Here is a 22,074-nt window from a genome sequence, read left to right as displayed (position 1 = left end):
GTGGCGGGATTAGGAGTCGCGTCTGGCGGCAGGGTTGTCGGTGCTGTGTGGCAGGGTCGCGGTTGTGTTGACGGGACGGCGGTTTCGGGTCGAGTTCACCGCTGGGCAGGCGGTGTTCGCTGAGCGGATCGGGTCGGTGTGTCGGGCGGTGTGGAACACCGGTCTGGAGCAGCGGCGTGAATACCGGCGCCGTGGGGCGTGGATGAACTACCAACCGCAGGCCAAGGAACTGGCCGAGGCCAAGACGGAGCAGCTGTGGCTCTCGGAGGTACCGGGGCACTGCCTACAGCAGGCGTTGATGGACCTGGACAAGGCGTGCCGCACCCATGGCACGTTTGGCGTGCGGTGGCGCTCCGGTAGACGGTGGGCACCGTCGTTTAGGTTTCCCGAGGGCAACAAGATGCCCGTGGAAAAGCTCAATGCCCGGCATGGGCGGGTGCAGCTGCCCAAGCTGGGGTGGGTGAGGTTCCGGCAGACCCGCAGCCTCGATGGTGAGATCATCCGCTCAGCCACGCTGACCAAAGACGGCGAGCATTGGTATGTCGCGTTCCTGGTTGACGACGGTATCGAGGCTGTGGTGGCCCATGGGGAGCCGGGGGCTGCGGTGGGTGTGGATCGTGGTGTCGTGGTGGCGCTCGCGACCAGCGGCGGGCAGCTTATCGACCAGGGGTTTGTCAGTGCTGGCGAGCAGCGGCGGGTGGTGGCGTTGCAACGCCGGCTCTCACGCGCAGTCAAGGGTTCGGCCAACCGTGCCAAGACCCGTGCGGCGCTGGCGAAAGTGCGGGCACGCGAGCGCCACCGGCGGCAGGATTTCTGCCAGAAGACCGCCCATCGGCTGGCCACAGCCAATGCCCTGGTGGTGCTTGAAGACCTCAGGACTAAACAGATGACTCGCCGCGCCAACCCGGTCGAGGCCCCCGACCGTCCTGGTCATTTCCTGTCGAACGGGGCGGCGAGTAAATCAGGGTTGAACCGCGCCATCTTGGGGAAGGGCTGGTACCGGTTCGAGTTGGCGTTGTCCTCGGTGTCCCGTTATACCGGGACGCACGTGGTGAAAGTTCCGGCAGCGTTGACGTCGCAACGCTGTTCGGTGTGTGGGCATGTGGACCCGAAATCCCGTGAGAGCCAAGCGGTATTCCGGTGCACTAGATGCCCCCACACCGGGCATGCGGATGTGAATGCCGCCAAGAATGTTCTGGCCGCAGGGCTTGCGGTCATCGCCTGCCGAGAAGCTGTAGCACCCGCGGGTGTTGCAGTGACGTCGAAGCAGGAACCAGCAGGAAACCGTGAGGCATTACTGCTCCAACCCCCAACCGCTGCTACCGCAGCATGAACGGGTTGGAATCCCCCGGCTTCAGCCGTGGGGAGGACGTCAAGCTGTTGATCCGGTAGCCGGTGGCGGCCGGTGGCACCAACGGACCCGGCCGGATGTTGGTGCTGAACAGGACCGAGTAATTCGTGCCGCCCACCACGGCGGTCGTGCTGAAGCTGGTCGAGGTGAACTCCTCGGGCAGCTGCACCACACAGTTCTCGATCACTTCATCGGGGTCGCCGCACTCCTGCGAGCCCGGCGGCACCGCCCGGGCACGCGGCACTACGAGCGCGACACCGAGGGCCGGCACCGACCAGGCGGCACCGCGCACGAAGGTGCGCCGGGAGATGGATTTGTTCGGGATGCCCGTCACGGGTGGCTCTCCTTCCGGACGACGAGTGGGGACGTCAATCCCCGAGTGCAGTAATCACTCTCTCACCGAATTCGGCGATCGTCTCGGGCGCAGCGAAATCGGAGAACCACACGTAGAAACGCTGCGCACCCTGGCGGCGAAGACCGGCGAAGTAGTCGATCAGTTCGTCGGCGCGGCCGCAGACCAGCCCGGGACCGAGCTGGCTGAACCGGCGCTGGGCCTTGCCGATCACCGCAGCGCCCTCAGCGGCGTTAGTGCCGTCGGCGACAAGTGCGACCATCTGCTGCACCGAGGCCCGCGCGGAGCCGATCTTGCCCACCAGATCCGGAAGCAGGTCGACGTGGGTCGCCGGCAAATTCCACCAATCAGCATGACGGGCAACCAGTTTCAACATCCGTGGCCCCCGCCCGGCCAGCAGCAGCGGGATCGGGTTGCTCGGCGTCGGCAGTTGGGTGTCCTCGCCGCCCGCCCAGTAGCGCCGCAGCGCGCTCACCGTCTGTTCCAGATCGCTGACCCGCCGGCCCGCGGTGGGCGCCCCGAGCCCGAAGCGGGCCAGCTCGTCGGGCATCGACCCCGACCCCAGACCCAGTTCGAAACGGCCACCGGAGGCCTCGGCCAGCGTGACAGCCTGCTTGGCCAGCACGGCCGGATGCCGGAAGGCGTCGCAGAGCACCAGATGTCCGATCTGCAGCCGCTCGGTACGAGCGGCGACCCAGGTGGCGATCGTCATCGCCTCCCAGATCGGGGCGTCCGGCGCCATCGGGGTTTCCAGGTGGTCGAGGAAGGCCACCCCGTCGAAGCCACTGGTCTCGGCGGTGCGCGCCCGCAGCACGATGTCGTCGATGCCCAGCCTGCTCTGCGGCAGGAACAGGAACCACTCGGCCATGGTGAGCCCCGTCTGCTCTACAGCGCCGTCCAGATGGACTTGGTCTTCAGGTAGGCGTCGATGCCCTCGTAACCGAACTCCTTGCCGACGCCGGACTGCTGGAAACCGCCGAACGGCACGTTGTGGTCGAACGTCAACTGGCAGTTCAGCCCCACCATGCCGGCGTTGAGCCGCTTGCCCAGGTTGTGCGCGCGGGCCACGTTCGTGGTCCATGCGGTGGCGGCCAGACCGTAGCTGGTGTCGTTGGCCATCGCCACGGCTTCGTCGTCGTCGTCGAACGGCAGGATCGTGACGACCGGACCGAAGATCTCCTCCCGATACAAGCGGCTGGTCGCCGGGTCGACGCCGGTGACCACGGTGGGCTTGACGAAGTAGCCCTTACGGTCCAGCCGGTAGCCGCCGCTGACGATCTCGACGCCTTCCTGCTTGCCCTGGTCGATATAGCCCAGCACGCGATCGAGTTGCTTCTGGCTGACCAGCGGGCTGATCATGGAGCCCTCGTCCTTGGGACCGCCCAACACCAGGTTGTCGCCGATCATCGCGATGCCGGCAACCACGCGCTCGTAGACGCTGCGCTCCACGAAGATTCGCGAGCCGCACACACAGCCCTGCCCCGAGTGCACGAAGATGCCCATCGAGGCCATCATGATCGCCATGTCCAGATCGGCGTCGGCGTAGATCAGCACCGGGGACTTGCCGCCCAGCTCGAGGGTGACCTTCTTCAGGTTGTCCGCCGAGTCACGCATGATCTGCTTGCCGACCTCGGTCGAGCCGGTGAAGGCGACCTTCTCCACGTCGGGGTGCGCGGTGATCGCGGCGCCGGCGGTGGCGCCGTAGCCGATCACGAAGTTGGCGACGCCGTCGGGCACCCCGGCTTCCGCGATCATCTTCTCCAGCAGCACCGCTGACAGCGGCGTCTCCTCGGCCGGTTTGATGACGCTCGAGCAGCCCGCCGCCAGGGCCGGCGCGATCTTGGCGCAGGCATTGAACAGCGGACCGTTCCACGGGTAGATCAACCCGACGACGCCGTAGGGCTCCTTCTGGGTGTAGGTGTGGAAATTGGCGTGCGTGCTGTTGACACCGCCTTCCATCTGCACCTGGTAGCTGGTGCCGTTGAGCTTGGTGCACCAGCCGGCGTAGTAGCGGTAGAACTCCGCGCAGGTGGACACGATCATCTCGGTCTGGGCCGGCGGCATCCCGGCGTCCAGGGATTCCAGCTCGGCGAACTCCTTGGCGTGCTCGTCGATCAGATCAGCCAGCTTCCACAGCACCTTGGCGCGCTGGCGGGCCGGGATGTCGGTCCACACCCCGGACTGGTAGGCCGCCTTGGCGCGGGCGACGGCCTCGTCAACGGCTTCCGGGCCGGCGTCGCGGAACTCGGTGATCTGCTCCTCGGTGGCCGGGTCGATCACCGGGATCACCTCGCCGGTGCCGGGGCGGTTCGCCAGATCATCGATTACCGACTGCAAAGCCATAGCAGGACCCTTCTCGTCATGACAGCAGAGATGCTGGGCACTTGCTTAGCACCCGGCGGGCGGCCTGGTCAACAGTGAGACATTTATTCCGCAATCTGTAAAGGTGTGGTTTGCGTGGGCGCTGGTCAGGGCGGCCCGCGTGACGACAACGCGAAGGGGCACCGCGATGACGGTCGCATCTGGCCGGAGGCAGCGCTTCGCGCCGGGGCCGGCGTTGGCGACCCATCTGGGCGGCGGTACGCGCCGGGTGCTCTCCGATGCGACACCATCGCCGCGTTGCAGGCGGCACTGTAGGGTCCAGGCACCTGGGACGATCAGAGAGGCATCACGTTGGGCATCGTCACCACCAGTTCGGAAACCGCGTTCAGCCACCCCCCGGAAACGCTTTACGACTTCGTCACCAATCCGGCCAACTGGACCAAGACCTATCCCGGCAGCGCACACATCGAAAACCTGCCGGACCGACTGCCTTTGGAGGTCGGTGACACCTGGGCCGAGGCCGGGCCCGATGGTGAACGGATCTTCACCTGGCATCTCGCGATCGCGATGCGGCCGAGGCTCTGGGTCTTCAATTCGGTCGGGCGCCTCGGGCATGACCGCGCCGGCAACGGCGGGATGGAAGGCCGTATCACCGTCCAGTACCACCTCACCCGGCCCGCCGACGACGTCACGCTGTTCACCCGCACCATGACCGTCGAGGCCTACAAGCACGCGCCCATGCCGGACGGCTTCTTCCGGGCGGTCAACCCCGCCAAGATCGACGACTACCACGCCGCCATCGCCCGGGAGTTGGCGGACTGAAATGCGTACCCGCGGTTGGGGCGGCAATGTGCCCGCCAGCGATGACGAGGCGGTGTCGCGGATCCTGGCAGCCACCCGGCGCACCATCGACGAACGCGGCGAGCAGACCAGCATCGCCGATGTGGCCCGCACGCTCGGCGTCACCCGCCAGACCGTCTACCGCTATTTCCCCAGCACCGAGGAGTTGCTCTCGGCCACCGCGGCCGATGGCGCCGGCGCCTTTCTGGATCAGCTCGCCGCGGCGCTCGCCGGGATGACCGACCCCGGCGATGCGGTCGCCGAGGGGGTGGCGCTCACCCTGGAACGACTCCCCGACGACCCCTATGTCGGCCTGCTGCTGCGCGCCCAACAGGCCAGCGCCTTCGCCGTCACCGTCACCACCGACACCGGCCGCAGCTTCGGGCACTCACTGCTGCAGCGACTGGATGTCGACTGGACCGGGTACGACGACCAGGCCATCGACGACATCATCGAGATGGTGCTGCGCACCTTGCAGTCGTTCATCCTGGCACCGCCGCCGGCCCCGGGTGAGGAGCTGCGGCGCCTGCTGCGCCGATGGATCGCGCCGGCGGTGACCGCAGCACGCAGCGCTACGAAGGTTCGTGCGTCAACGGGTAGGTGACGGCGGTGAGGTCTTCGGCGATCTTCCACAGCCGCTGCTGGGCCTCGACGTCATGGGCTCGGCCGGCCGCCCGGACCAACACCGGCGGGCCGATCTGCTCGAAACGCCCACCCGGCCCGTAGAACTGGCCGCCGGTGGCGGCCGGGTCGGTCGCGGCCCGCAGCATCGGGAGCGCCCCGTCGGCGGGATCCTGGGTGAACCAGCCGGTCAGATAGCGGAAGCGGCGGTTGAACACCCAGCGGACCGACCCGGATTGCTCACGCAGAATCCCGGTGCGGCTACCGCCGGGGTGCGCGGCCAGCGAAATCGCCGGGCTGCCCAGCGATTCCAGTCGCCGCTGCAGTTCGAACACGACCATCAGCTGGGCAAGCTTGGACTGCGTGTAAGCCCTAGCCGGGGTGAACGAGGACTCCAATTGCAGATCGTCGAACGAGATCCGGCCGCCCCGACTGGTTTTGCTGTTGACCGCGACGATCCGCCCCGCCGGGGAAGCGAGCACGCGATCGAGCAGCAGTCCCGTCAGAGCAAACGGCCCAAGGAAGTTCGTCCCGAAGTCGCCCTCGAAGCCGTCGACCGTCAGCTCCCGCGTCTGGTGCATGACACCGGCATTGTTGACCAGGATGTCGATGACCGGATAGCCGGCCCGCAGCTGCTCCGCGCAGGCGCGCACCGACGCCAGGTCACTGACATCGAGGTGAACCACGTCGATTCGCGCCTCCGGAGCCGTCCGGAGGATGTCGTGCCGGGCCGCAGCGGCGGCATCGCTGTTGCGGCAGGCCAGCACCACACCGGCTCCCAGTGCCGCCAGCCCCCGGGCGACTTCGAAGCCGACACCGGTGTTCGCCCCGGTCACGACGGCTGTCCGGCCGCTCTGGGGTGATCCCTGCGCCAAGGTCCATCCGGTCGCGGTCACCCGCCGAACTATAGACGGGACACCTCAATTTATGTGTATGGTCCAGGGTTGATGCACGACGACGTCGATCTCACCGACCTGGACCGTTTCACGGCGGGCTTTCCGCACCACGTGTTCGACGTGCTGCGTCGCGAATCGCCGGTCTGGTTCCATCCGGGCACCGTCCACTCCCCGGGCGGTGAGGGATTCTGGGTGCTCAGCCGCTATAGCGACATCATCTCCGCGGCCACCGACAACGAGACCTTCTCCTCGGAGACCGGGGGCGGGCGGGACGGTGGCGGCAGCACGCTGGAGGACATGCCGCTCGGTTTCGCCGTCGGCGCACTGCTGAACATGATGGACGATCCGCGCCACGCGAAATTCCGGAAGCTACTGATGCCCAGTATGACTCCGCGGGCACTGCGCGGGATCGAGCAGGATCTGCGCCGTCGCGCGGTGGCGATCGTGGACGCCGCGCTGACCAAGCGGGAATGCGACTTTCTGGTCGATGTCGCCGCGGAGCTGCCGCTGCAGGCGGTCGCAGAGCTGGTGGGTGTGCCGCAGGAGGATCGCCACGAGCTGATGAACTGGGCCAACGTCACCCTGGACTACGAGGATCGCGAAGTCGGCGAGGTCAACGACCGGTTGGTGCAGGCCCATACCCGGATGCACACCTATGGGGCCGAGCTTCTGGAACGCAAGCGCGCCAAGCCCGCCGGCGACCTGTTGTCGGTGGTGACCCATGCGGTGATCGACGGCGAGCCGCTCTCCGCCAACGAGCAGCAGATGTTTCTGAGCCTGATGATCGCCGCGGGCAGTGAGACGACGCGCAATTCGATCGCTATCGGCATGTCTGCACTCAGCGAGCATCCCGAGGCGTGGGAACGCTTGCGCGGGGATCGGGAGCTGCTGCCGGTGGCCGTCGAGGAGTTGCTGCGCTGGGCGTCGTCGACGCCGTACAACCGGCGGACCGCCACCCGCGACGTCGAAGTGCGCGGCCAGCAGATCCGCGCCGGCGACAAGGTGAGCCTGTGGTGGGCCTCGGCGAATCGGGATGAGTCGGTGTTCACCGATCCCTATGTCTTCGACATCACCCGGAACCCGAACCCGCACCTGACCTTCGGTCGCGGGGTGCACTTCTGCCTGGGCTCGACGCTGGCCCGCCTCGAGATGCGGGTGATATTCGACGTGCTGCTCGACCGGGTGGGCGCGGTTACCCTGACCGGCCCGATCGAGTACGTCCGCAGCAATAAGCACGCCGGTGTGCGGCACATGCCGGTGACCGTCGAACCGCGCTGAGGCCTCGTGCCCTACCCGCGCTGCGCCGTCGCGAACCGCTGATCGGTGTAGCGGCGCAGGTTGGACAAGAAGCGGCGGAACGCCAGGTTCATCAGCGGGCCGCTCAGCGGGGAGAACAGCTTCGCCGGCCCGGTGAGCCGATTGGCCAGGGTCCAGGTGAGCCGGCAGCCCTGCGCGGCCGGTTCGATGCGATAGTCCTCGACGAAGACCGCGAGCGCCGCGGTCGAGCTCTCGTTGAACCGAAATGCCATGTGCTGTCCCGGCTCCCAGGCCAGGAACTCCTCACTGCCGACGATGCCGCCCCGCATGTCGACCACTCGGGTGGTGCCGACACCGTGCGGCTCGGGACTGGTCCAGGTCACGTTGGTGATGACGCTGGCCCAACGCGGCCAGGCTTCGGCGTCCGCCAGGACCTCCCACACCTGCTCGGGCGTCACGGCGAGGTCGACACTGTTGCTGAACCGCTGCGGAGCCTTCTCCAGAAAGCCGAGATCGACCTGCTCGCAGGGAAACATTCCAGACAACTGCTGATTTCCTTTCACTGATTTTCAGCGCGCCCCGCGCACCAGGCGCCCCGGTCGCGCTCCGGTGTCGGCGCCGTTGCGTCGGGTGACGGTACCGCTGACGATCGTCGCGGCATACCCGCTGGCACTCTGCAGCAGGCGGCGCCCGCCGGCCGGCAGGTCATAGGCCATCCGGGCCGGGTGCAGGGTCAGCGCTTCCATGTCGATCACGTTGAGGTCGGCCTTCTTGCCGACCTCGATGACACCGCGGTCGTTGAGGCCGAACAGTTGCGCGGTGTCGCGGCACTGCTTGCGCACCACGTATTCCAGCGGCAGCTTGTCGCCGCGGTGCCGATCGCGCGCCCAGTGAGTGAGCAGGAACGTGGGATAGGAGGCGTCGCAGATCAATCCGCAGTGCGCACCGCCGTCGGAGAGTCCCAGCACACCGGCGGGATGGGTGAGCATCTCGCGGATGGCATCGTGGTTGCCGTCGGCGTAGTTGAAGAACGGCAGCATCAGCATCGCGCCGGCGTCGTCCTCCAGCATCAGGTCATACAGCGTCGACAGCGGATCGTCGCCACGCTGGGCGGCGATCGCGGCCACCGAGCGATCCGGTGTCGGCTCGTAGTCCGGCGGCTTGCCGAGGTCGTAGATGCGGTGCAGCGAGTGCTGCACCAGGGCGAACATCCCGTCGAACTGCAGCGAGGTGTCGACGGGCAGGTCGTCTTCGGCCAGGATCGCGGCTTTGACCGCCGGCTCGGCGAGCCGTTGCGCCAGTTCGTCGCGGCTGCATTCCGCCTTGAGTCGCCGGTAGGTCGGGCGGTGGGTGAAGCCGTGATGCCCGGGGAACCCGAGCAGCATGCCGAACGGCCGGGCGGCGATCTGCGGGTACAGCGCGCTACCGGCCTGATGCGCGGCGGCGGAGATGTCGAGCTGCTCGCGCCACAGGTTCGGGTCGGCGTCGACCTGGATCAGCGCGAACGACAGCGGGCGGTCGATCTCAGCGGCGAGGCGCTGCATCCACTCGAGTTCCTTCTTCGGCGCGACGATGTCCTCGCCGGCGGTGCCCTGCGGCGCCAGCTCGAACACCGCCTGGCCGCCGGCCGCCATCGCCCGGCCCAGCCCGAACAGCTCGTCTTCGGCGGCGAAGGTACCCGGCACCGGCTCGCCGTCCATCGCCCGGTGCGCCAGTGTGCGGGACGTCGAAAAGCCCAGTGCCCCGGCCTCGATCGCCTCTTGAACCAGTCGGCTCATCGCGTCGATATCGTCCGGGGTGGCCGGTTCGTTGCGGGCGCCGCGGTCGCCCATCGCGTAGGCGCGGATCGCCCCGTGCGCGACCTGGCTGCCGACGTCGACGGCGAAGCTCTGCCGGTCGAGCGCGTCCAGGTATTCGGGATAGCTCTCCCAGCCCCAGGTGATGCCTTCGGTCAGCGCGCTGCCCGGGATGTCCTCGACGCCCTCCATCAGCTTGATCAGCCACTCCTCACGGCCGGGCCGGACCGGTGCGAATCCGACTCCGCAGTTGCCGCTGACGACCGTCGTCACGCCGTGCCCGCTGGACGGCTCCAGCAGGTTGTCCCAGCTGACCTGCCCGTCGTAGTGGGTGTGGATGTCGACGAATCCCGGTGCGACGACGCGACCGGTGGCGTCGATCGTCTCGGTTGCCGCACCGGTCAGGCCGGGATCGTCGGCTCCGCCACGGCGCGCGACGGCCACGATCTTCCCGTCTCGGATACCGACATCGGCCAGGTAGCGGTCGGCTCCCGTTCCGTCGACGACGATGCCACCGGTGATCGCGAGGTCATACACAGCCGTCTCCTTCGGTCGTGGTACCGGGCGCGCCCAAGAAAGTTGTTGATCAATTTGTACACATTTCGATAATGTGTGCAAGTGCCCGGCGATGCAGGATCTCGAACACTTCCGTCGCCGCTGCTCACCGCGGCGACCGACACACTGCGGCGCCTCGGTCCCCGGCGCTTCAGCCTCACCGCGGTCGCCGAGGCGGCGGGCGTGTCACGGGGCACGGTGCACAACATCTTGGGGACCCGCGATGACGCCATAGCCGCGGCGCTCGACCACCTGTCGGCGGCGTTCATCGAGACCATGGCCGCCGAGGTCAACGAGCAGCAGACCCTGGCCGAACAGGTCGCGGCCGCCGCGGTGCTGATTTCGGCGCACCGTCGCAGATCGGCCGCCGAACCGCGGGCGATCAATCAGGGTGTGCTGGTGCTGCTGCTGGAACACGGCGGCGAAGAGTTGATGCGGCGTTCGGTCGGACTGTGGATGCCACTGGTCCGCGTCGCGCAACGCAGCGGCGAGGTCGGCGCCACCCTCGATGCGGGCCGGGCCAGCGAATGGATTGTGCGGATGCTCTTCAGCTTCGAGCTGCTCCCACCCGTGCGGGTGAATCTGGACAGTCCCCGAGCCGTGCGTCGCTTCGTGTGCGAGCACATCGTCGCCGGACTGAGCGGAGCCGGCCATGGCTGACCCCGACCACGTGGTGGCGATCGTCGGCGCCGGGCCGGGAGGTATCGCCGCCGCCAAGCAGCTCCTGGACGCCGGCATCAGCGATTTCGTCATTCTGGAGCGCGGCGGCGACTTCGGTGGCACCTGGCGCGACAACCACTATCCCGGTCTCGCAGTGGACATCCCGGTGCTGTGGTATCAGCTGTCGTTCGCGCCCAATCCGCATTGGAGCCGGTTGTTCGCGCCCGGCCCGGAGATCTACCGGTACCTGCGGGACACCGCCGCCCGCCTCGGTTTGTATGCCCGCCTGCGTGCCGATTGCGAGGTGATCCAGCAGGAGTGGGACGCGACCGCACAGGTGTGGCGACTATCGGTCCAAGGCGGCCCGCCGGTGTCGGCGCGGTTCGTCATCAATGCGGTCGGGGGCTACATCAATCCCAAGAGCGACATCCCGATCGAGGGCATCGACGACTTCACCGGCACCGTGCTGCGGCCCAACGCCTGGGACGACGGCTACGACGCCACCGGCAAGCGCATCGCGGTAATCGGAACCGGATCGAGCGGCGTTCAGATCGCCGCCGCACTGTCCGCCGGGGCAGCCACGCTGGAGATCTATCAACGCACGCCGGCGTGGGTGTTGCCCAAGATCGACTTCGCGATTCCGCGCTGGCTGCGTCCGGTGATGCGCTGGCGTTGGACAGTCGGAGCTGTCAACATGTTGGGCCGGCTGGCCATGGATGTATTCATGGTGGGGCCGCTGGTGCACCTGCTGGCGCACCTGCCGGACCGTGTCCTCGTCCGGCTGATGCCGCTGTACGACAGCTACTGCCGCGGGCTCTACCGCCTGATGCTGCGCCGCGTGGTTACCGATCCCGCGACGCGGCGGGCGCTGGTGCCACGCTACGGTCTGCTGGCGAAACGGCCGGTGATCTCCAGCGCTTTCCTACCGGCGCTGAACAATCCGACCACCCGCCTGGTCACGACCCCGATCGATCGGATCACCACCACCGGCGTCCGCACCACTGACGGCATCGACCACCCGGCCGATCTGATCGTGGCCGCCACCGGCTACGAACTGTGGACCGATCCCGAAACCTACCGACCCGGAACGGTTTTGGGTCTCCACGGCTTCGACCTTGCCCGGTACTACCGTACCGAGGGCCTGCGCAGCTACGCCGGAACCGCCCACCCGCAATTGCCGAACCGGTGGGAGATCGTCGGCCCGTTGGGCTTTGTCGGCCTCGCCTGGATGGACTATGTCGAAACCATGGCCGCGCACGCGGTGCGCATGATCGCCGAGACGCGCCGGCGCGGCGCCACCAGTGCGACCGTCACCGACGCCGCCTTCGGCCGCTGGAATCAGCTCATGCGCCGCCGAGGCAAGGCGGTCCACCTGTATCTGACCGCGTGCAATCCCGGCCTGTCCACCTACTTCGTCAACTCCCAGCACGAGACGGTCTATCACCGCCCCCAGACCATCACCGGATCACGCCGATTCAGCAGGCAGTCCCCGCTGGGCGACTATGTATTTCAGCAGCTAACCCGGATTCATCCGATCCCCGACGACAAGGAGTACCTCGAGATATGACCAGCTCGATCGATTCACTGGTGCTGGACGTGGATGACCGCGACCTCGACGATCTGCGCCGTCGACTCGACAGCACCCGCTGGCCCGCCGAGATCGACGGCGCCGCCTGGGATTACGGCACCGAGCAGGGGTTCCTCAAGTCCGTGGTCGACCACTGGCTGCATCGCTACGACTGGCGCCGGGTCGAAGCCGAGGTCAACGCGATCGGCTCATTCGTCACCCAGGCCGCCGGGCAGCGAGTGCACTTCCTGCATGCCCGATCGGAGGACCGCGACGCCATCCCGCTGGTGATCACCCATGGCTGGCCCGGCTCGATCGTCGAGTTCCTCGACGCAATACCGCTGCTGCGCCGTCGGTTCCACGTCGTGGTGGTCTCGATGCCCGGGTACGGCTTCTCCGGGCCCACCCGGCAGCGCGGGGTCGACTCCGCCGTAGTGGCGGCCGCCGTCGCTGACGTGATGGCACAACTGGGCTACCACCGCTATGTCGCCCAAGGCGGCGACTGGGGCGCGATCGTCACCCGCCACCTGGGCGAGCACTACTCCGACCGGGTCGCCGCCATCCACACCAACATGCTTTTCGCGTCGCCCGACCAGAACGACCCGGCGCTGCTGGCCGCGATGACCGAGACCGAACAGGCCGCGATTGTCGCCGCAGCACAACGGATGACCGACGGCATGGCCTACCTGAATCAGCAATCCACGCGCCCGCATTCGCTGGGATTCGGCCTCGAGGACTCACCGGTGGGCCTGGCCGGCTGGATTCTGGAGAAGTTTCACGCCTGGTGCGACACCCGGGACGGCATACCGATCAGCACCGATCGGCTCGTCGACAACCTGATGTTCTACTGGCTCACGGCGACCGCCACCTCGGCCGCGCGACTGTATTGCGAATCCGCCCGCGCCGGCAACGGCGCGCTGAGCAAGTGGGCCGGGCGGATCGAGGTGCCCACCGGGTACGCGGTGTACCCCTACGAGATCCTGCAGACACCGCGGGCGTGGGCGGCGCATCGCTACAACCTCGTTCACTACTCCGCCCAGGACCGTGGCGGTCATTTCGCCGCCTTCGAGCAACCCGCGATCTTCGCCGCCGACCTGGCGGCGTTCGCCGACGTCCTCGTGGAACGCCAGGTGTTTTAACGCTGATCCACGGTCTGGTTCCCCACGACCGCGAGCAGGCGCAGCTTGTCCAGTGCCGAGGACCCGGCGGGCGGGGTGAGAACCACCAACTGCTGACCATCGCTGGCAGCCAACACTTCGCAGTCCAGCGTGATGGGACCGACCCTGGTCAGGAATGTCTTGCGCTGCAAGCGCCGTGCGGCCACCTCGTGAAGCGCCCACAGCTCGGCGAATTCGCGGCTGTGTTCCAGCAGACTGTCCACCAGCTCCCGCATGTCGGCATCGGTACGCCTGCGGGCCCACGCCGCTCGCAGATCCGCGACCACGATCCGGCTGTGCGCGTCGTGCTCATCGGTGTGTGCCAACTCGCGTGCGCTCGGGTCGGTGAACCACCGCCAGGTGAGACTCGACCGCAGCCCGGTCTCACCGGTGACAAGGTCACCCATCAGCACCTTGGCCATGTTGTTCTGCGCGAGCATCACTGCGGTGTCGGAGCACACGAATGCCGCGGCGTCGCGCATCTGGTCGAGGACGAACAACAGCGCCGGCCGCACGTGGACCGAACGCCCGCCGCGGTCCGGGACGGCATGACCGGCCAGCCGGTACAGGTGATCGGTCTCGTCATCGGTCAGGCGCAATGCGCGGGCCAGCGCCCGCAGCATCTGCGGTGACGGCTGCGCGCTGCGCGCCTGCTCCAGCCTGCCGTAATAGTCCACCGACATTCCGGTCAGCTGCGCGACTTCCTCGCGGCGCAGGCCTGCGGTGCGGCGGCGCACGCCCGCGGGCAGCCCCACATCCGCGGGGCTGACCGCCTCGCGGCGGCGGCGCAAGAACTCGGCCAGCGCTTCACGATCCATCACACCATTGTTGCTCCCATGTCGACGCCCAGGGAGGGACTGGCAGTCCGGGGTTAAAGGCGTCCTGGTGAGGGCGCCTTTTTCGACACAGACTGGCCCCATGCGAACCACAACACTGGGAACTGCGACCACATCGACGATCGGCCTCGGCGCCATGGGCATGTCCGCGGCATACGGCGAATCCGACCGCACCGAGTCCATCGCCACCGTGCACGCCGCGCTCGACGCCGGCATCACGCTGGTGGACACCGGCGACTTCTACGGCATGGGGCACAACGAACTGTTGCTCGCCGAGGCGCTGCGTTCGGTACCACGCGACAGCTACCAACTCAGCGTGAAGTTCGGCGCCCAACTCGGCCCCGACGGATCCTGGGTCGGCTACGACGCCCGCCCAGCCGCGGTGAAGACCGCCGCCGCGTACTCGCTGCAGCGACTCGGCACCGACTACATCGACATCTACCGGCCGGCGCGCCTGGACCCCGCGGTGCCCATCGAAGACACCATCGGCGCCATCGGTGAGCTTGTCGACGCCGGCTACGTACGGCACATCGGGTTGTCGGAGGTCGGCTCGGACACCATCCGGCGCGCCGCCGCCATCCGGCCGATCGCCGACCTGCAGATCGAGTACTCACTGATCTCGCGCGGCGTCGAGCACGACATCCTGGACACCTGCCGCGACCTGGGCATCGGCGTGACCGCGTACGGCGTGCTGGCTCGCGGACTGATCAGCGGGCACTGGACGCAATCCAGTGGCGGACAGGGCGACTACCGGACTGCGACGCCGCGCTTCTCGGGCGACAATCTGGACCGCAACCTCGCCCTGGTCGAAAAGCTGCGCGGGGTGGCCGACGAGCTCAAGGTGTCGGTCGCCCAAGCGGCGATCGCCTGGGTGGTCTCCCGCGGGTCCGACATCGTGCCGCTGATCGGCGCACGTACCCGCACGCGGCTGGCCGAGGCCCTCGGCACGGTCGATGTCACGCTGACCGACGACCAGCTGGCCCGGATCGAGGCCGCGGTGCCGGCGGACCAGGTAGCCGGTGACCGCTACCCCGCCGAACACATGGCGGCGCTTGACTCCGAGCGCTGAGCGCCGGGGAGTGGTTTGATGCCCTATGCCTCGTTTGACGTCGTTGAGCCGTTCGGTTGCGGGCAAGGTGGTCGTGGTGACCGGGGCCGCCAGCGGCATGGGCAGGGCAACCGCGCACCTGCTCGCCGATGAGGGCGCGGTGGTCGGTGTCGTCGACCGTGCCGCCGACGGGCTGGCGCGGGTGGCCGACGAGCTCCGCGACGCCGGCGCCCGGTTCCACGCCGTGGTCGCAGACGTCGGCACGGCCGAGGGCCCGGCAGCTGTCCTCGGCGAGATTCGTGAGTCTCTGGGCGCCATCGACGGTCTGGTCAACAACGCCGGGGTGAGCCTCCCCGCGCTGGTGGACAGCGACGACTTCGAGGGCGTGTGGGCCACCACGATGGCGATCAACCTGACCACCTACGCCCGGTTCGTCCGCGCCGCGCTGCCTGATCTGCGCCGGGAGGGCGCCGGACGGATCGTCAACGTGGCGTCCACCGAGGGTCTTGGCGCGACCGCCGGAATCGCGCCGTACACGGTCGCGAAACACGGCGTGATCGGTCTGACGCGGTCGCTTGCGGTGGAACTCGGCCCGGCCGGGGTGACCGTCAACTGTGTGTGCCCGGGCCCGATCAACACCGGCATGACCGCCGCTATCCCGGACGAGCAGAAGGCGGTCTTCGCTCGCCGGCGCACAGCGCTGCGCCGTTACGGGGAGCCCGAAGAGGTCGCGCACGCGACGCTGTCGCTGCTGTTACCGGCCGCCTCGTATATCACCGGAGCGATTCTCGTCGCCGACGGCGGACTCACGATCCGCAATGCGTGAAAGGCGTCTCGGGCCGAAGTACTGCGCATGATAAGCACTGTGCTCATTCGCATTTGACGGACACGCACCCGGTGCTCGGGCACCATGGCGGCATGGCTGCAACCCCGTCTTCGAGGACGGTGCACACCTTCTGCAGGTACTGCCTGGCCTCCTGCGGCCTGGAGGTGACGGTCGAGGACAACCAGGTCCGCCAGATCTCCGCCGACAAGCACAACCCGCACAGCTGGCACGACTTCTGCGCCAAGGGCCGCACCGCCAATGATCTGGTAGAACATCCGCGCCGGATCATGCGGCCGATGCGGCGGGTGGGCGACGCCTACGTCGAGGAGACCTGGGACGTGGCGATCCGCGACATCGCCGCGCAGATGAACGCGCTGATCGACGCAGGCGGGCCCGACACGATCGGCACCTACTACGGCAACCCGTCCGGGCACTCGTCGTCGAACGTGATCTTCATGAACGCCTGGATGGACGCCGTCGGCACCCGCAGCCGCTACGCCGTCGGCTCCGTCGACCAGAACGCGCTGCATGTGGTGGCCGAGGCGATGTTCGGATCGGCACTGATGGTGCCGGTCTCCGACGTCGACAACTGCGATTACTTCCTGCTGGTCGGCACCAATCCAGCGGTGAGCGGCTGGAACTGGCTGGAGACGGTTCCCGACGGCTGGCGCCGCGCGCTGACCCGCCAACAGGGCGGCGCCACCATCGTGGTGGTCGATCCGTTTCGCACCGAGTCCGCGGAGAAGGCCGACGTGCACCTGGCGGTGCGGCCGGGCCAGGACTGGGCGCTGCTGCTGGCGCTGGTGAAGGTGATCCTCGACGAGGGTCGCGAGCACCGGCGCGACTGCGCCGACCTCGCGACCGGTGTCCCGGAGCTGCGTCGGTTGGTGGCCGGCGCGGATCTGGATGACCTGGCTGACCGGTGCGGGATCGACCGGGGCCTGATCGAGCGCACCGCGCGGGATTTCGCCGCCGCCGGCGGCGCGATGGTGGTCACGCGCACCGGGGTCTCGCAACACACGGCGGGCACCGTGGGCGAATGGCTCGGCCAGGTGCTCAACGTGATCACCGGCCGGATGGACCGCCCGGGCGGGCGTCGCTTCGAACCCGGCTATTTCGACGCACTGAAACTGGCCGAACTGGCCAAGACGAAGCCTCACGTCAGCCGGGTGGCAGGGCGGGAGATGGTGGCCGGAGCGCATGCGTTGGCGGAATTGCCCGACGAGATCACCACACCGGGCCGCGGGCAGATCAAAGCAATGCTGATCAACTGCGGCAACCCGGTGGTGTCGGGCCCGGACGGGGCCAAACTCGACAAGGCGCTGGCCCAACTGGACCTGCTGGTCGTGATCGACCTCGTACAGCGGGAGAGTCACCGGCACGCGCACTGGCTGCTGCCCGCGGTGCACTGGCTGGAGCGCAACGACCTGCTGGCGTTCACCAGCAATATGCACGATCAACCGTTCGTCCAGTACGGCGCGAAGGTCATCGAGCCGCCGCCCGATGTCCGGCAGGAGTGGGAGATCTTCGTCGACCTCGCGATCGCGATGGGTAGACCACTGTTCGGGGCGAAGGGCCTCAACGGGTTCATCAAGGCGACACGGCGGGCGGCGGCGGTGACGGGCCGACCCGCGCTGGCGTTCGGTCCGCACTGGCTCGACCGCCTCATCGTACGGATGTCGCGGAAGGTCAACGGCCGCAGGCTGACCTGGCGTGACCTGATGGCCCACCCGCACGGGATGGTGCTGGGACCGCGGGAGTTCGGCCACTTCAAGGACGCGTTGCGGACCGACGACAAAATGGTGCACGCCGCGCCACCCGAGTTCTTGGCGCGCGCACGGGAATTGCTTGCCGAGCCGAAATCCTCCGCACCGGAGGGTTTTCCATTCCAGCTGGGGAACCGGCGCAATCGGCATTCGATGAACTCCTGGCTCAACGAGCTTCCCGGACTGCACCGCTCCGGTAAACGCAACGACGTGCTGATCAACGCCGAGGACGCCGCCGCCCTCGGCATCGGCGAGGGTGACCGGGTGCGGGTGTTCTCCTCGGTCGGTGAGGTCGAACTGACAGCTTCGCTGTCCGACCGACCGCGGCGCGGTCTGGTGATCATCGACCACGGCTGGGGTTCGCGGATCTTCGACCCCCGGGGCGGCCGGGCACCGGAGTCGTTCGGCGTCAACCGCAATCTGCTGGTCGACGGCGTGAGCCTCGATCCGCTGTCGCAGACGTCGCCGCTCAGTTCGTGCTACGTCGGGCTGGAACGGCTCGCAGCGGCCGCTGACGCACGATCGTCGGCCACCAGAACCACGGCCCGTAGATCCGCACCAGACACGGCACAATGAACGACCGCACGATCAAGGTGTCCAGCAGCAGTCCGATGCACACCGTGGAACCGAGCTGGCCGATGGTCCGCAGATCACTGGTGAGCATGGCCAGCATGGTGAACGCGAACACCAGGCCCGCCGACGTCACCACGCCGCCGGTGCTACCCAGTGCCCGGATCAGGCCGGTATTCAGCCCCGCGCCCAGCTCCTCTTTCAGCCGGGCGATCAGCAGCAGGTTGTAGTCCGAGCCGACCGCCACCAGGATGATGAACGTCAGCGGCAGAATCAGCCAGTGCAGGTGCAGGCCGATCAGATGCTGCCAGATCAGCACCGACAATCCGAATGCCCCGGCGTAGGAGAACGCCACGGTGCCGGGAATCACCAAGGCCGCCACCAGACTTCGGGTGATGACCAGCATGATCATGAAAATCAGCACGAAGGCCGCGATCGCGGCGATCAGCAGATCCGACCGGGCATACTGCGCGATGTCGGAGTTGTTCGAGCCGGAGCCGCCGATGTAGATCTTCGCCCCGGCCAGTGAGGTCTCCTTCAACGCGATCGTGATCGCGTCGGGGAACTTCTCGACATGCTCGATTCCCTCGGGCCCCATCGCGTTGCCCTCATGGGTGACGATGAATCGGGCGGCCTTGCCGTCCGGCGACATCATCAGTTGCATACCGGTTTTGATGTCTTCGTTCTCGAACGCCGGCCGCGGTATGTAGAAGAAGTCATCGCTGCGGGAGGTGTCGAAGTCGTTTCCGACATTGATCATGTCGTCGAACGTCTGGTCGGTGTTGCTGGCCTGAATACTGCTGGGGCCGTAGGTGTTCACGATGAGCGCCCGCAAGGCGATCTGGTCGTCGGCCATGATGTTGAGCTGGGTGACCATCTGCGGCAGCAGGGTGTCGACCACCTCCAGGGACGACACCGCGTCTTTGATGTTCTCCGCCAGTTTGTCGACGCTGTCCATCATTTCCCACAGCGATCGGAACGCCCAGCAGACCGGGATGTCGTAACAGTGTGGCTCCCAATAGAAATAGCTTCGGATCGGCCTCATGAAGTCGTCCAGATTCGAGATGTTCTCATCCATCTGCTCGGTGAGGGCCTGCATCTCCTCCATGGTGAGCACCGTGGCGTGCATTTCGTCGGCCAGTTTCTGGGTCAGCGCGATCGTGGTCTGCAGCACCTCGACGGTGTGCCCCATGACCTGCGCCTGCTTGTCGGTGTTGGCGTTCTGTTCCCGGGTGAACGGCAGCTGCTGACCGTTGGCGCTGCCCTGCACGGTGAACAGGTAGGGCAGCGACGCGTGTTCCAGCGCTCGGCCCATGGGCCTGGTGATGCTCTGCACCATCGCGACACCGGGCAGCCGGATCAGCGCCTTGGCCACCCGGTCCAGCGAGATGAAGTCCGCCGAGTTGCGCATGTCGTGATCCGATTCCACCATCAGCATCTCGGAGAACAGCTTGCTCCTGGCGAAGTGCCGATCCGCCGCGGCGAAACCCTGATTGGCCGCGGAGTCACGCGGTTGATAGGTGCGGTCGTCGAAGCTGACCTGATAGGTCGGAACGAAGACCGCCCCGACCGCCACCACCGCGGCGCTGGCGGTCAGGATCGGCTTGGGCCAGCGCACAACGGAAGTGGCGATGCGGCGGTACAGCCGCGCCTTGACCTGCTGACGGGGATCGAACAGACCGATCAGGCTGCCCACGCTCAGCACCGCCGGTCCGAGCGTGAGCGCCCCGGTTACCGTCAACACCATGCTGATCGCCACCGCCGGCCCCATGGTGTTGAAGTAGTTCAGCCGCGCGAAACTCAGGCAGAACGCGGCTCCGGCGATTGTGAGCCCGGAACCCAGGATCACGTGCGACACCCCGCGGTAGGCGGTGTAGAACGCGTCCTCGCGGCTTTCGCCGTTCAATCTGGCCTCGTGATAGCGGCCCATCAGGAAGATGCCGTAATCGGTTCCGGCACCCAGGGTCAACGCGACGACCAGGTTCACCGCGAACGACGACAACTGGATATAGCCGAAATGCCCGAGGGTCGCGATGACCCCCTTGGCCGCCAGCATCAGGATCAACACCCCGAACAGCGGCACCAGCATGGTGACGTAGGACCGATACACCAGCAGCAGCATGAAGATGATCAGGAAGATCGTGGCGATCGTGATGTTGTTGAGGCTCCGGTTGGCGGTCGCCACGGTGTCGGCGGCCAGCGGCGCCGCACCGCTGACATAGACGCTCAGGCCCGGCGGCGGGTCAGAGCTGTCGACGGTGTGCCGTACCGCCTCGACCGACTCGTTGGCTTGCAGCTGGCCGATGTCGCCGGCCAGCCGCAACAGCACATAGGCCGCGTGGGCGTCGAGGCTCTGGGCGCCGGCCGCGGTGATCGGCTTGCCCCAGGTGTCCATGACGTACTGGACGTGGTCGGTGTCGGCCTGCAGCGTGCGCACCAATGCGTCGTAGTAGCGGTGGTCAGCGTCCCCGAGCTGGTGATCGGCCTCCAGCACCAGCATCGTCATGCTGGTCGAGTCGGACTCCTGGAACTTCTCCCCGATCGCCAGCATTGCCTCCTGCGAGGGCGCATAGGTCGGGACCATCGGCCCGGCCAGCTCCTCGGCCACCCTCTCCACCTGTGGCACAAAGGTATTCGTCACCACGGCCAGCAGCGCCCAGAAGATGATGATCGGGATCGCCAGCAGGCGGACCAGCCGGGCCGCGAGCGGGCGGGTCGCGTGATGCTGACTCATGCGGACTTCACCCGGCAGGTGATGTCGGCATTCGCCCGGGTGTTGGTGTGCTCGTCGCGAATGACGTCATTGACCAGGATCCGGCAGCCGACGTAGTCGCCGCGCACCTGTGCAGAGATGCTGCCGGAGACCACGGTCAGCATCGTCGTCTCCTGATGTGTCCAGGGCAGCGAGTCCAACTCAACGGTGTGCGGGTGCCCGTCGATGTCGAGGTAGGAGAGCAGGGCGCCCTCCCCCACCGAGCCGAACACCTCGTAGGTGAGCTTCTTCGGGTTGAACTGTTCGGGCGCCTGGGGCGGATTGACCGTCAAAACCGGCCCCGGAGCGGACATCTGGTGAACCTTCCACATGCCCAGCGCCCCCACGCTGACTGCGATCACCGCGACCAGCGGCAGCCATGCGCGCGCCAGCAGCGGCCGACGCGCCGAGCGGGGGCTCACTCGACGTCCTCTTCCGCTTTTTTCGTAGCCGCCGGCAGCTTCTTCTTCAGCTTCGCCGCCCGCGCCAGCTGGGCGGTCACGTTGAACGACCCGAGCATCGGGATCACCCCGAGGAAGGTGCGTTCCGACGGGGTCGCGCCGTGCAGCTGCTCGAGGCTGCCGAGCACGTAGAAGCAGCCCAGCGAGAAGATCGCGGCGGGAATGCAGAAGGCCAGCGGAGAGCGCTGTTCGGTGATGACGCGGGTGGCGAACTCCAGCTCCTGGGCTGACAACGGCTCATGCTTGCGCACCTTGGCCAGCACGGTCTTTCTGGCGCCGATTCCTTCGCTGATCGGCAGGGGCGTCCGATTCCACAAGCGCTGGACGTAGCGGAACACCCCGGTGGCGAAGCACAGCAACGCCACGAAGGCGACCACGGCCAGGTCACCGAACAAGTGCCAGTTCGTGCCGAACATGTTCCAGTTCATCGCCAGACCCGCC

General features: G+C 67.2%; 20 protein-coding genes. 10 read left to right on the top strand and 10 right to left on the bottom strand.

From position 1 onward, the window contains the following. The first annotated feature begins 40 nt into the window (after positions 1 to 40). Positions 41 to 1,333 carry an RNA-guided endonuclease InsQ/TnpB family protein gene (locus ACZYY4_RS12915; protein WP_463810372.1) on the top strand — a complete coding sequence of 431 codons (1,293 nt, stop codon included), beginning with the start codon at positions 41 to 43 and terminating at the stop codon, positions 1,331 to 1,333. On the opposite strand, the gene ACZYY4_RS12910 is transcribed toward ACZYY4_RS12915, so the two are convergent. Genes ACZYY4_RS12910 through ACZYY4_RS12900 form a run of 3 tightly spaced genes read right to left on the bottom strand, consistent with a single transcriptional unit; the run spans position 1,320 to position 4,046 of the window. Further along, positions 1,320 to 1,685, bottom strand: a complete 366-nt coding sequence (locus tag ACZYY4_RS12910; protein ID WP_463810371.1) for a hypothetical protein — start codon at positions 1,683 to 1,685, stop codon at positions 1,320 to 1,322. The genes ACZYY4_RS12915 and ACZYY4_RS12910 overlap by 14 nt on opposite strands. Before the next feature lie 34 nt (positions 1,686 to 1,719). Then, on the bottom strand, positions 1,720 to 2,571 hold the full coding sequence (locus ACZYY4_RS12905; protein WP_463810370.1) for an LLM class flavin-dependent oxidoreductase: 852 nt from the start codon (positions 2,569 to 2,571) through the stop codon (positions 1,720 to 1,722). A gap of 17 nt (positions 2,572 to 2,588) precedes the next feature. After that, the gene (locus tag ACZYY4_RS12900) at positions 2,589 to 4,046 is read right to left on the bottom strand and encodes an aldehyde dehydrogenase family protein (protein ID WP_463810369.1); all 1,458 of its coding nucleotides are present in this window, start codon (positions 4,044 to 4,046) and stop codon (positions 2,589 to 2,591) included. 330 nt (positions 4,047 to 4,376) lie between these two features. Here ACZYY4_RS12900 and ACZYY4_RS12895 point away from each other — a divergent pair, with 330 nt between their 5' ends. Continuing rightward, positions 4,377 to 4,847 (top strand): SRPBCC family protein, encoded by a 471-nt coding sequence (locus ACZYY4_RS12895; protein ID WP_463810368.1) that lies wholly within the window; start codon positions 4,377 to 4,379, stop codon positions 4,845 to 4,847. A 1-nt stretch (position 4,848) separates the two neighbouring features. Continuing rightward, positions 4,849 to 5,469, top strand: a complete 621-nt coding sequence (locus tag ACZYY4_RS12890) for a TetR/AcrR family transcriptional regulator (protein WP_463810367.1) — start codon at positions 4,849 to 4,851, stop codon at positions 5,467 to 5,469. Here ACZYY4_RS12890 and ACZYY4_RS12885 read toward each other — a convergent pair. Next, the gene (locus ACZYY4_RS12885) at positions 5,438 to 6,382 is read right to left on the bottom strand and encodes an oxidoreductase (RefSeq protein WP_463810366.1); all 945 of its coding nucleotides are present in this window, start codon (positions 6,380 to 6,382) and stop codon (positions 5,438 to 5,440) included. The genes ACZYY4_RS12890 and ACZYY4_RS12885 overlap by 32 nt on opposite strands. A gap of 51 nt (positions 6,383 to 6,433) precedes the next feature. On the opposite strand from ACZYY4_RS12885, the gene ACZYY4_RS12880 reads away from it, so the two are divergent. After that, complete coding sequence (locus tag ACZYY4_RS12880) at positions 6,434 to 7,660, top strand: cytochrome P450 (RefSeq protein WP_463810365.1); 1,227 nt, start codon at positions 6,434 to 6,436, stop codon at positions 7,658 to 7,660. Positions 7,661 to 7,671: 11 nt separating this feature from the next. On the opposite strand, the gene ACZYY4_RS12875 is transcribed toward ACZYY4_RS12880, so the two are convergent. After that, positions 7,672 to 8,175: an SRPBCC family protein gene (locus tag ACZYY4_RS12875; RefSeq protein ID WP_463810443.1), complete on the bottom strand. Its 504-nt coding sequence runs from the start codon at positions 8,173 to 8,175 to the stop codon at positions 7,672 to 7,674. A gap of 33 nt (positions 8,176 to 8,208) precedes the next feature. Then, the gene (locus ACZYY4_RS12870; RefSeq protein ID WP_463810364.1) at positions 8,209 to 9,972 is read right to left on the bottom strand and encodes an N-acyl-D-amino-acid deacylase family protein; all 1,764 of its coding nucleotides are present in this window, start codon (positions 9,970 to 9,972) and stop codon (positions 8,209 to 8,211) included. 81 nt (positions 9,973 to 10,053) lie between these two features. Between ACZYY4_RS12870 and ACZYY4_RS12865 the strand changes: the two genes are divergently transcribed. The 3 genes from ACZYY4_RS12865 to ACZYY4_RS12855 are packed head-to-tail and all read left to right on the top strand — an operon-like array spanning position 10,054 to position 13,356. Further along, positions 10,054 to 10,650: a TetR/AcrR family transcriptional regulator gene (locus tag ACZYY4_RS12865; protein ID WP_463810363.1), complete on the top strand. Its 597-nt coding sequence runs from the start codon at positions 10,054 to 10,056 to the stop codon at positions 10,648 to 10,650. Further along, entirely contained in the window at positions 10,643 to 12,217 is a 1,575-nt protein-coding gene (locus tag ACZYY4_RS12860; protein WP_463810362.1) for a flavin-containing monooxygenase, read from the top strand. The genes ACZYY4_RS12865 and ACZYY4_RS12860 overlap by 8 nt, the downstream gene beginning before the upstream one ends. Next, on the top strand, positions 12,214 to 13,356 hold the full coding sequence (locus ACZYY4_RS12855) for an epoxide hydrolase family protein (RefSeq protein WP_463810361.1): 1,143 nt from the start codon (positions 12,214 to 12,216) through the stop codon (positions 13,354 to 13,356). The genes ACZYY4_RS12860 and ACZYY4_RS12855 overlap by 4 nt, the downstream gene beginning before the upstream one ends. On the opposite strand, the gene ACZYY4_RS12850 is transcribed toward ACZYY4_RS12855, so the two are convergent. Continuing rightward, entirely contained in the window at positions 13,353 to 14,192 is an 840-nt protein-coding gene (locus ACZYY4_RS12850; RefSeq protein WP_463810360.1) for a helix-turn-helix transcriptional regulator, read from the bottom strand. The two genes, ACZYY4_RS12855 and ACZYY4_RS12850, sit on opposite strands and share 4 nt — an antisense overlap. Positions 14,193 to 14,292: 100 nt before the next feature. Here ACZYY4_RS12850 and ACZYY4_RS12845 point away from each other — a divergent pair, with 100 nt between their 5' ends. The 3 genes from ACZYY4_RS12845 (at position 14,293) to ACZYY4_RS12835 (ending at position 18,426) form a co-directional block, all read left to right on the top strand. Further along, positions 14,293 to 15,279: an aldo/keto reductase gene (locus ACZYY4_RS12845; RefSeq protein ID WP_463810359.1), complete on the top strand. Its 987-nt coding sequence runs from the start codon at positions 14,293 to 14,295 to the stop codon at positions 15,277 to 15,279. Positions 15,280 to 15,355: 76 nt separating this feature from the next. After that, positions 15,356 to 16,084 (top strand): SDR family NAD(P)-dependent oxidoreductase, encoded by a 729-nt coding sequence (locus tag ACZYY4_RS12840; RefSeq protein WP_463810358.1) that lies wholly within the window; start codon positions 15,356 to 15,358, stop codon positions 16,082 to 16,084. Between the two features lie 92 nt (positions 16,085 to 16,176). Then, positions 16,177 to 18,426, top strand: coding sequence for a molybdopterin-containing oxidoreductase family protein (locus ACZYY4_RS12835; protein WP_463810357.1), 2,250 nt, complete (start codon positions 16,177 to 16,179; stop codon positions 18,424 to 18,426). Here the strand turns inward: ACZYY4_RS12835 and ACZYY4_RS12830 are convergent. Genes ACZYY4_RS12830 through ACZYY4_RS12820 form a run of 3 tightly spaced genes read right to left on the bottom strand, consistent with a single transcriptional unit; the run spans position 18,320 to position 22,061 of the window. Next, a complete protein-coding gene (locus ACZYY4_RS12830) occupies positions 18,320 to 21,154 on the bottom strand; it encodes an MMPL/RND family transporter (protein WP_463810356.1) in 2,835 nt (944 codons plus the stop codon). The two genes, ACZYY4_RS12835 and ACZYY4_RS12830, sit on opposite strands and share 107 nt — an antisense overlap. Next, on the bottom strand, positions 21,151 to 21,594 hold the full coding sequence (locus tag ACZYY4_RS12825; protein ID WP_463810355.1) for an MmpS family transport accessory protein: 444 nt from the start codon (positions 21,592 to 21,594) through the stop codon (positions 21,151 to 21,153). Before ACZYY4_RS12825 ends, ACZYY4_RS12830 begins: the two co-directional genes overlap by 4 nt. Further along, positions 21,591 to 22,061 (bottom strand): hypothetical protein, encoded by a 471-nt coding sequence (locus tag ACZYY4_RS12820; RefSeq protein ID WP_463810442.1) that lies wholly within the window; start codon positions 22,059 to 22,061, stop codon positions 21,591 to 21,593. The genes ACZYY4_RS12825 and ACZYY4_RS12820 overlap by 4 nt, the downstream gene beginning before the upstream one ends. Between the last annotated feature and the right edge of the window lie 13 nt (positions 22,062 to 22,074).

This window comes from Mycobacterium sp. IDUB_21 (assembly GCF_055419425.1).
Note: the sequence above shows the minus strand (reverse complement) of the source record. Positions and strands in the feature narration are given on the sequence as shown.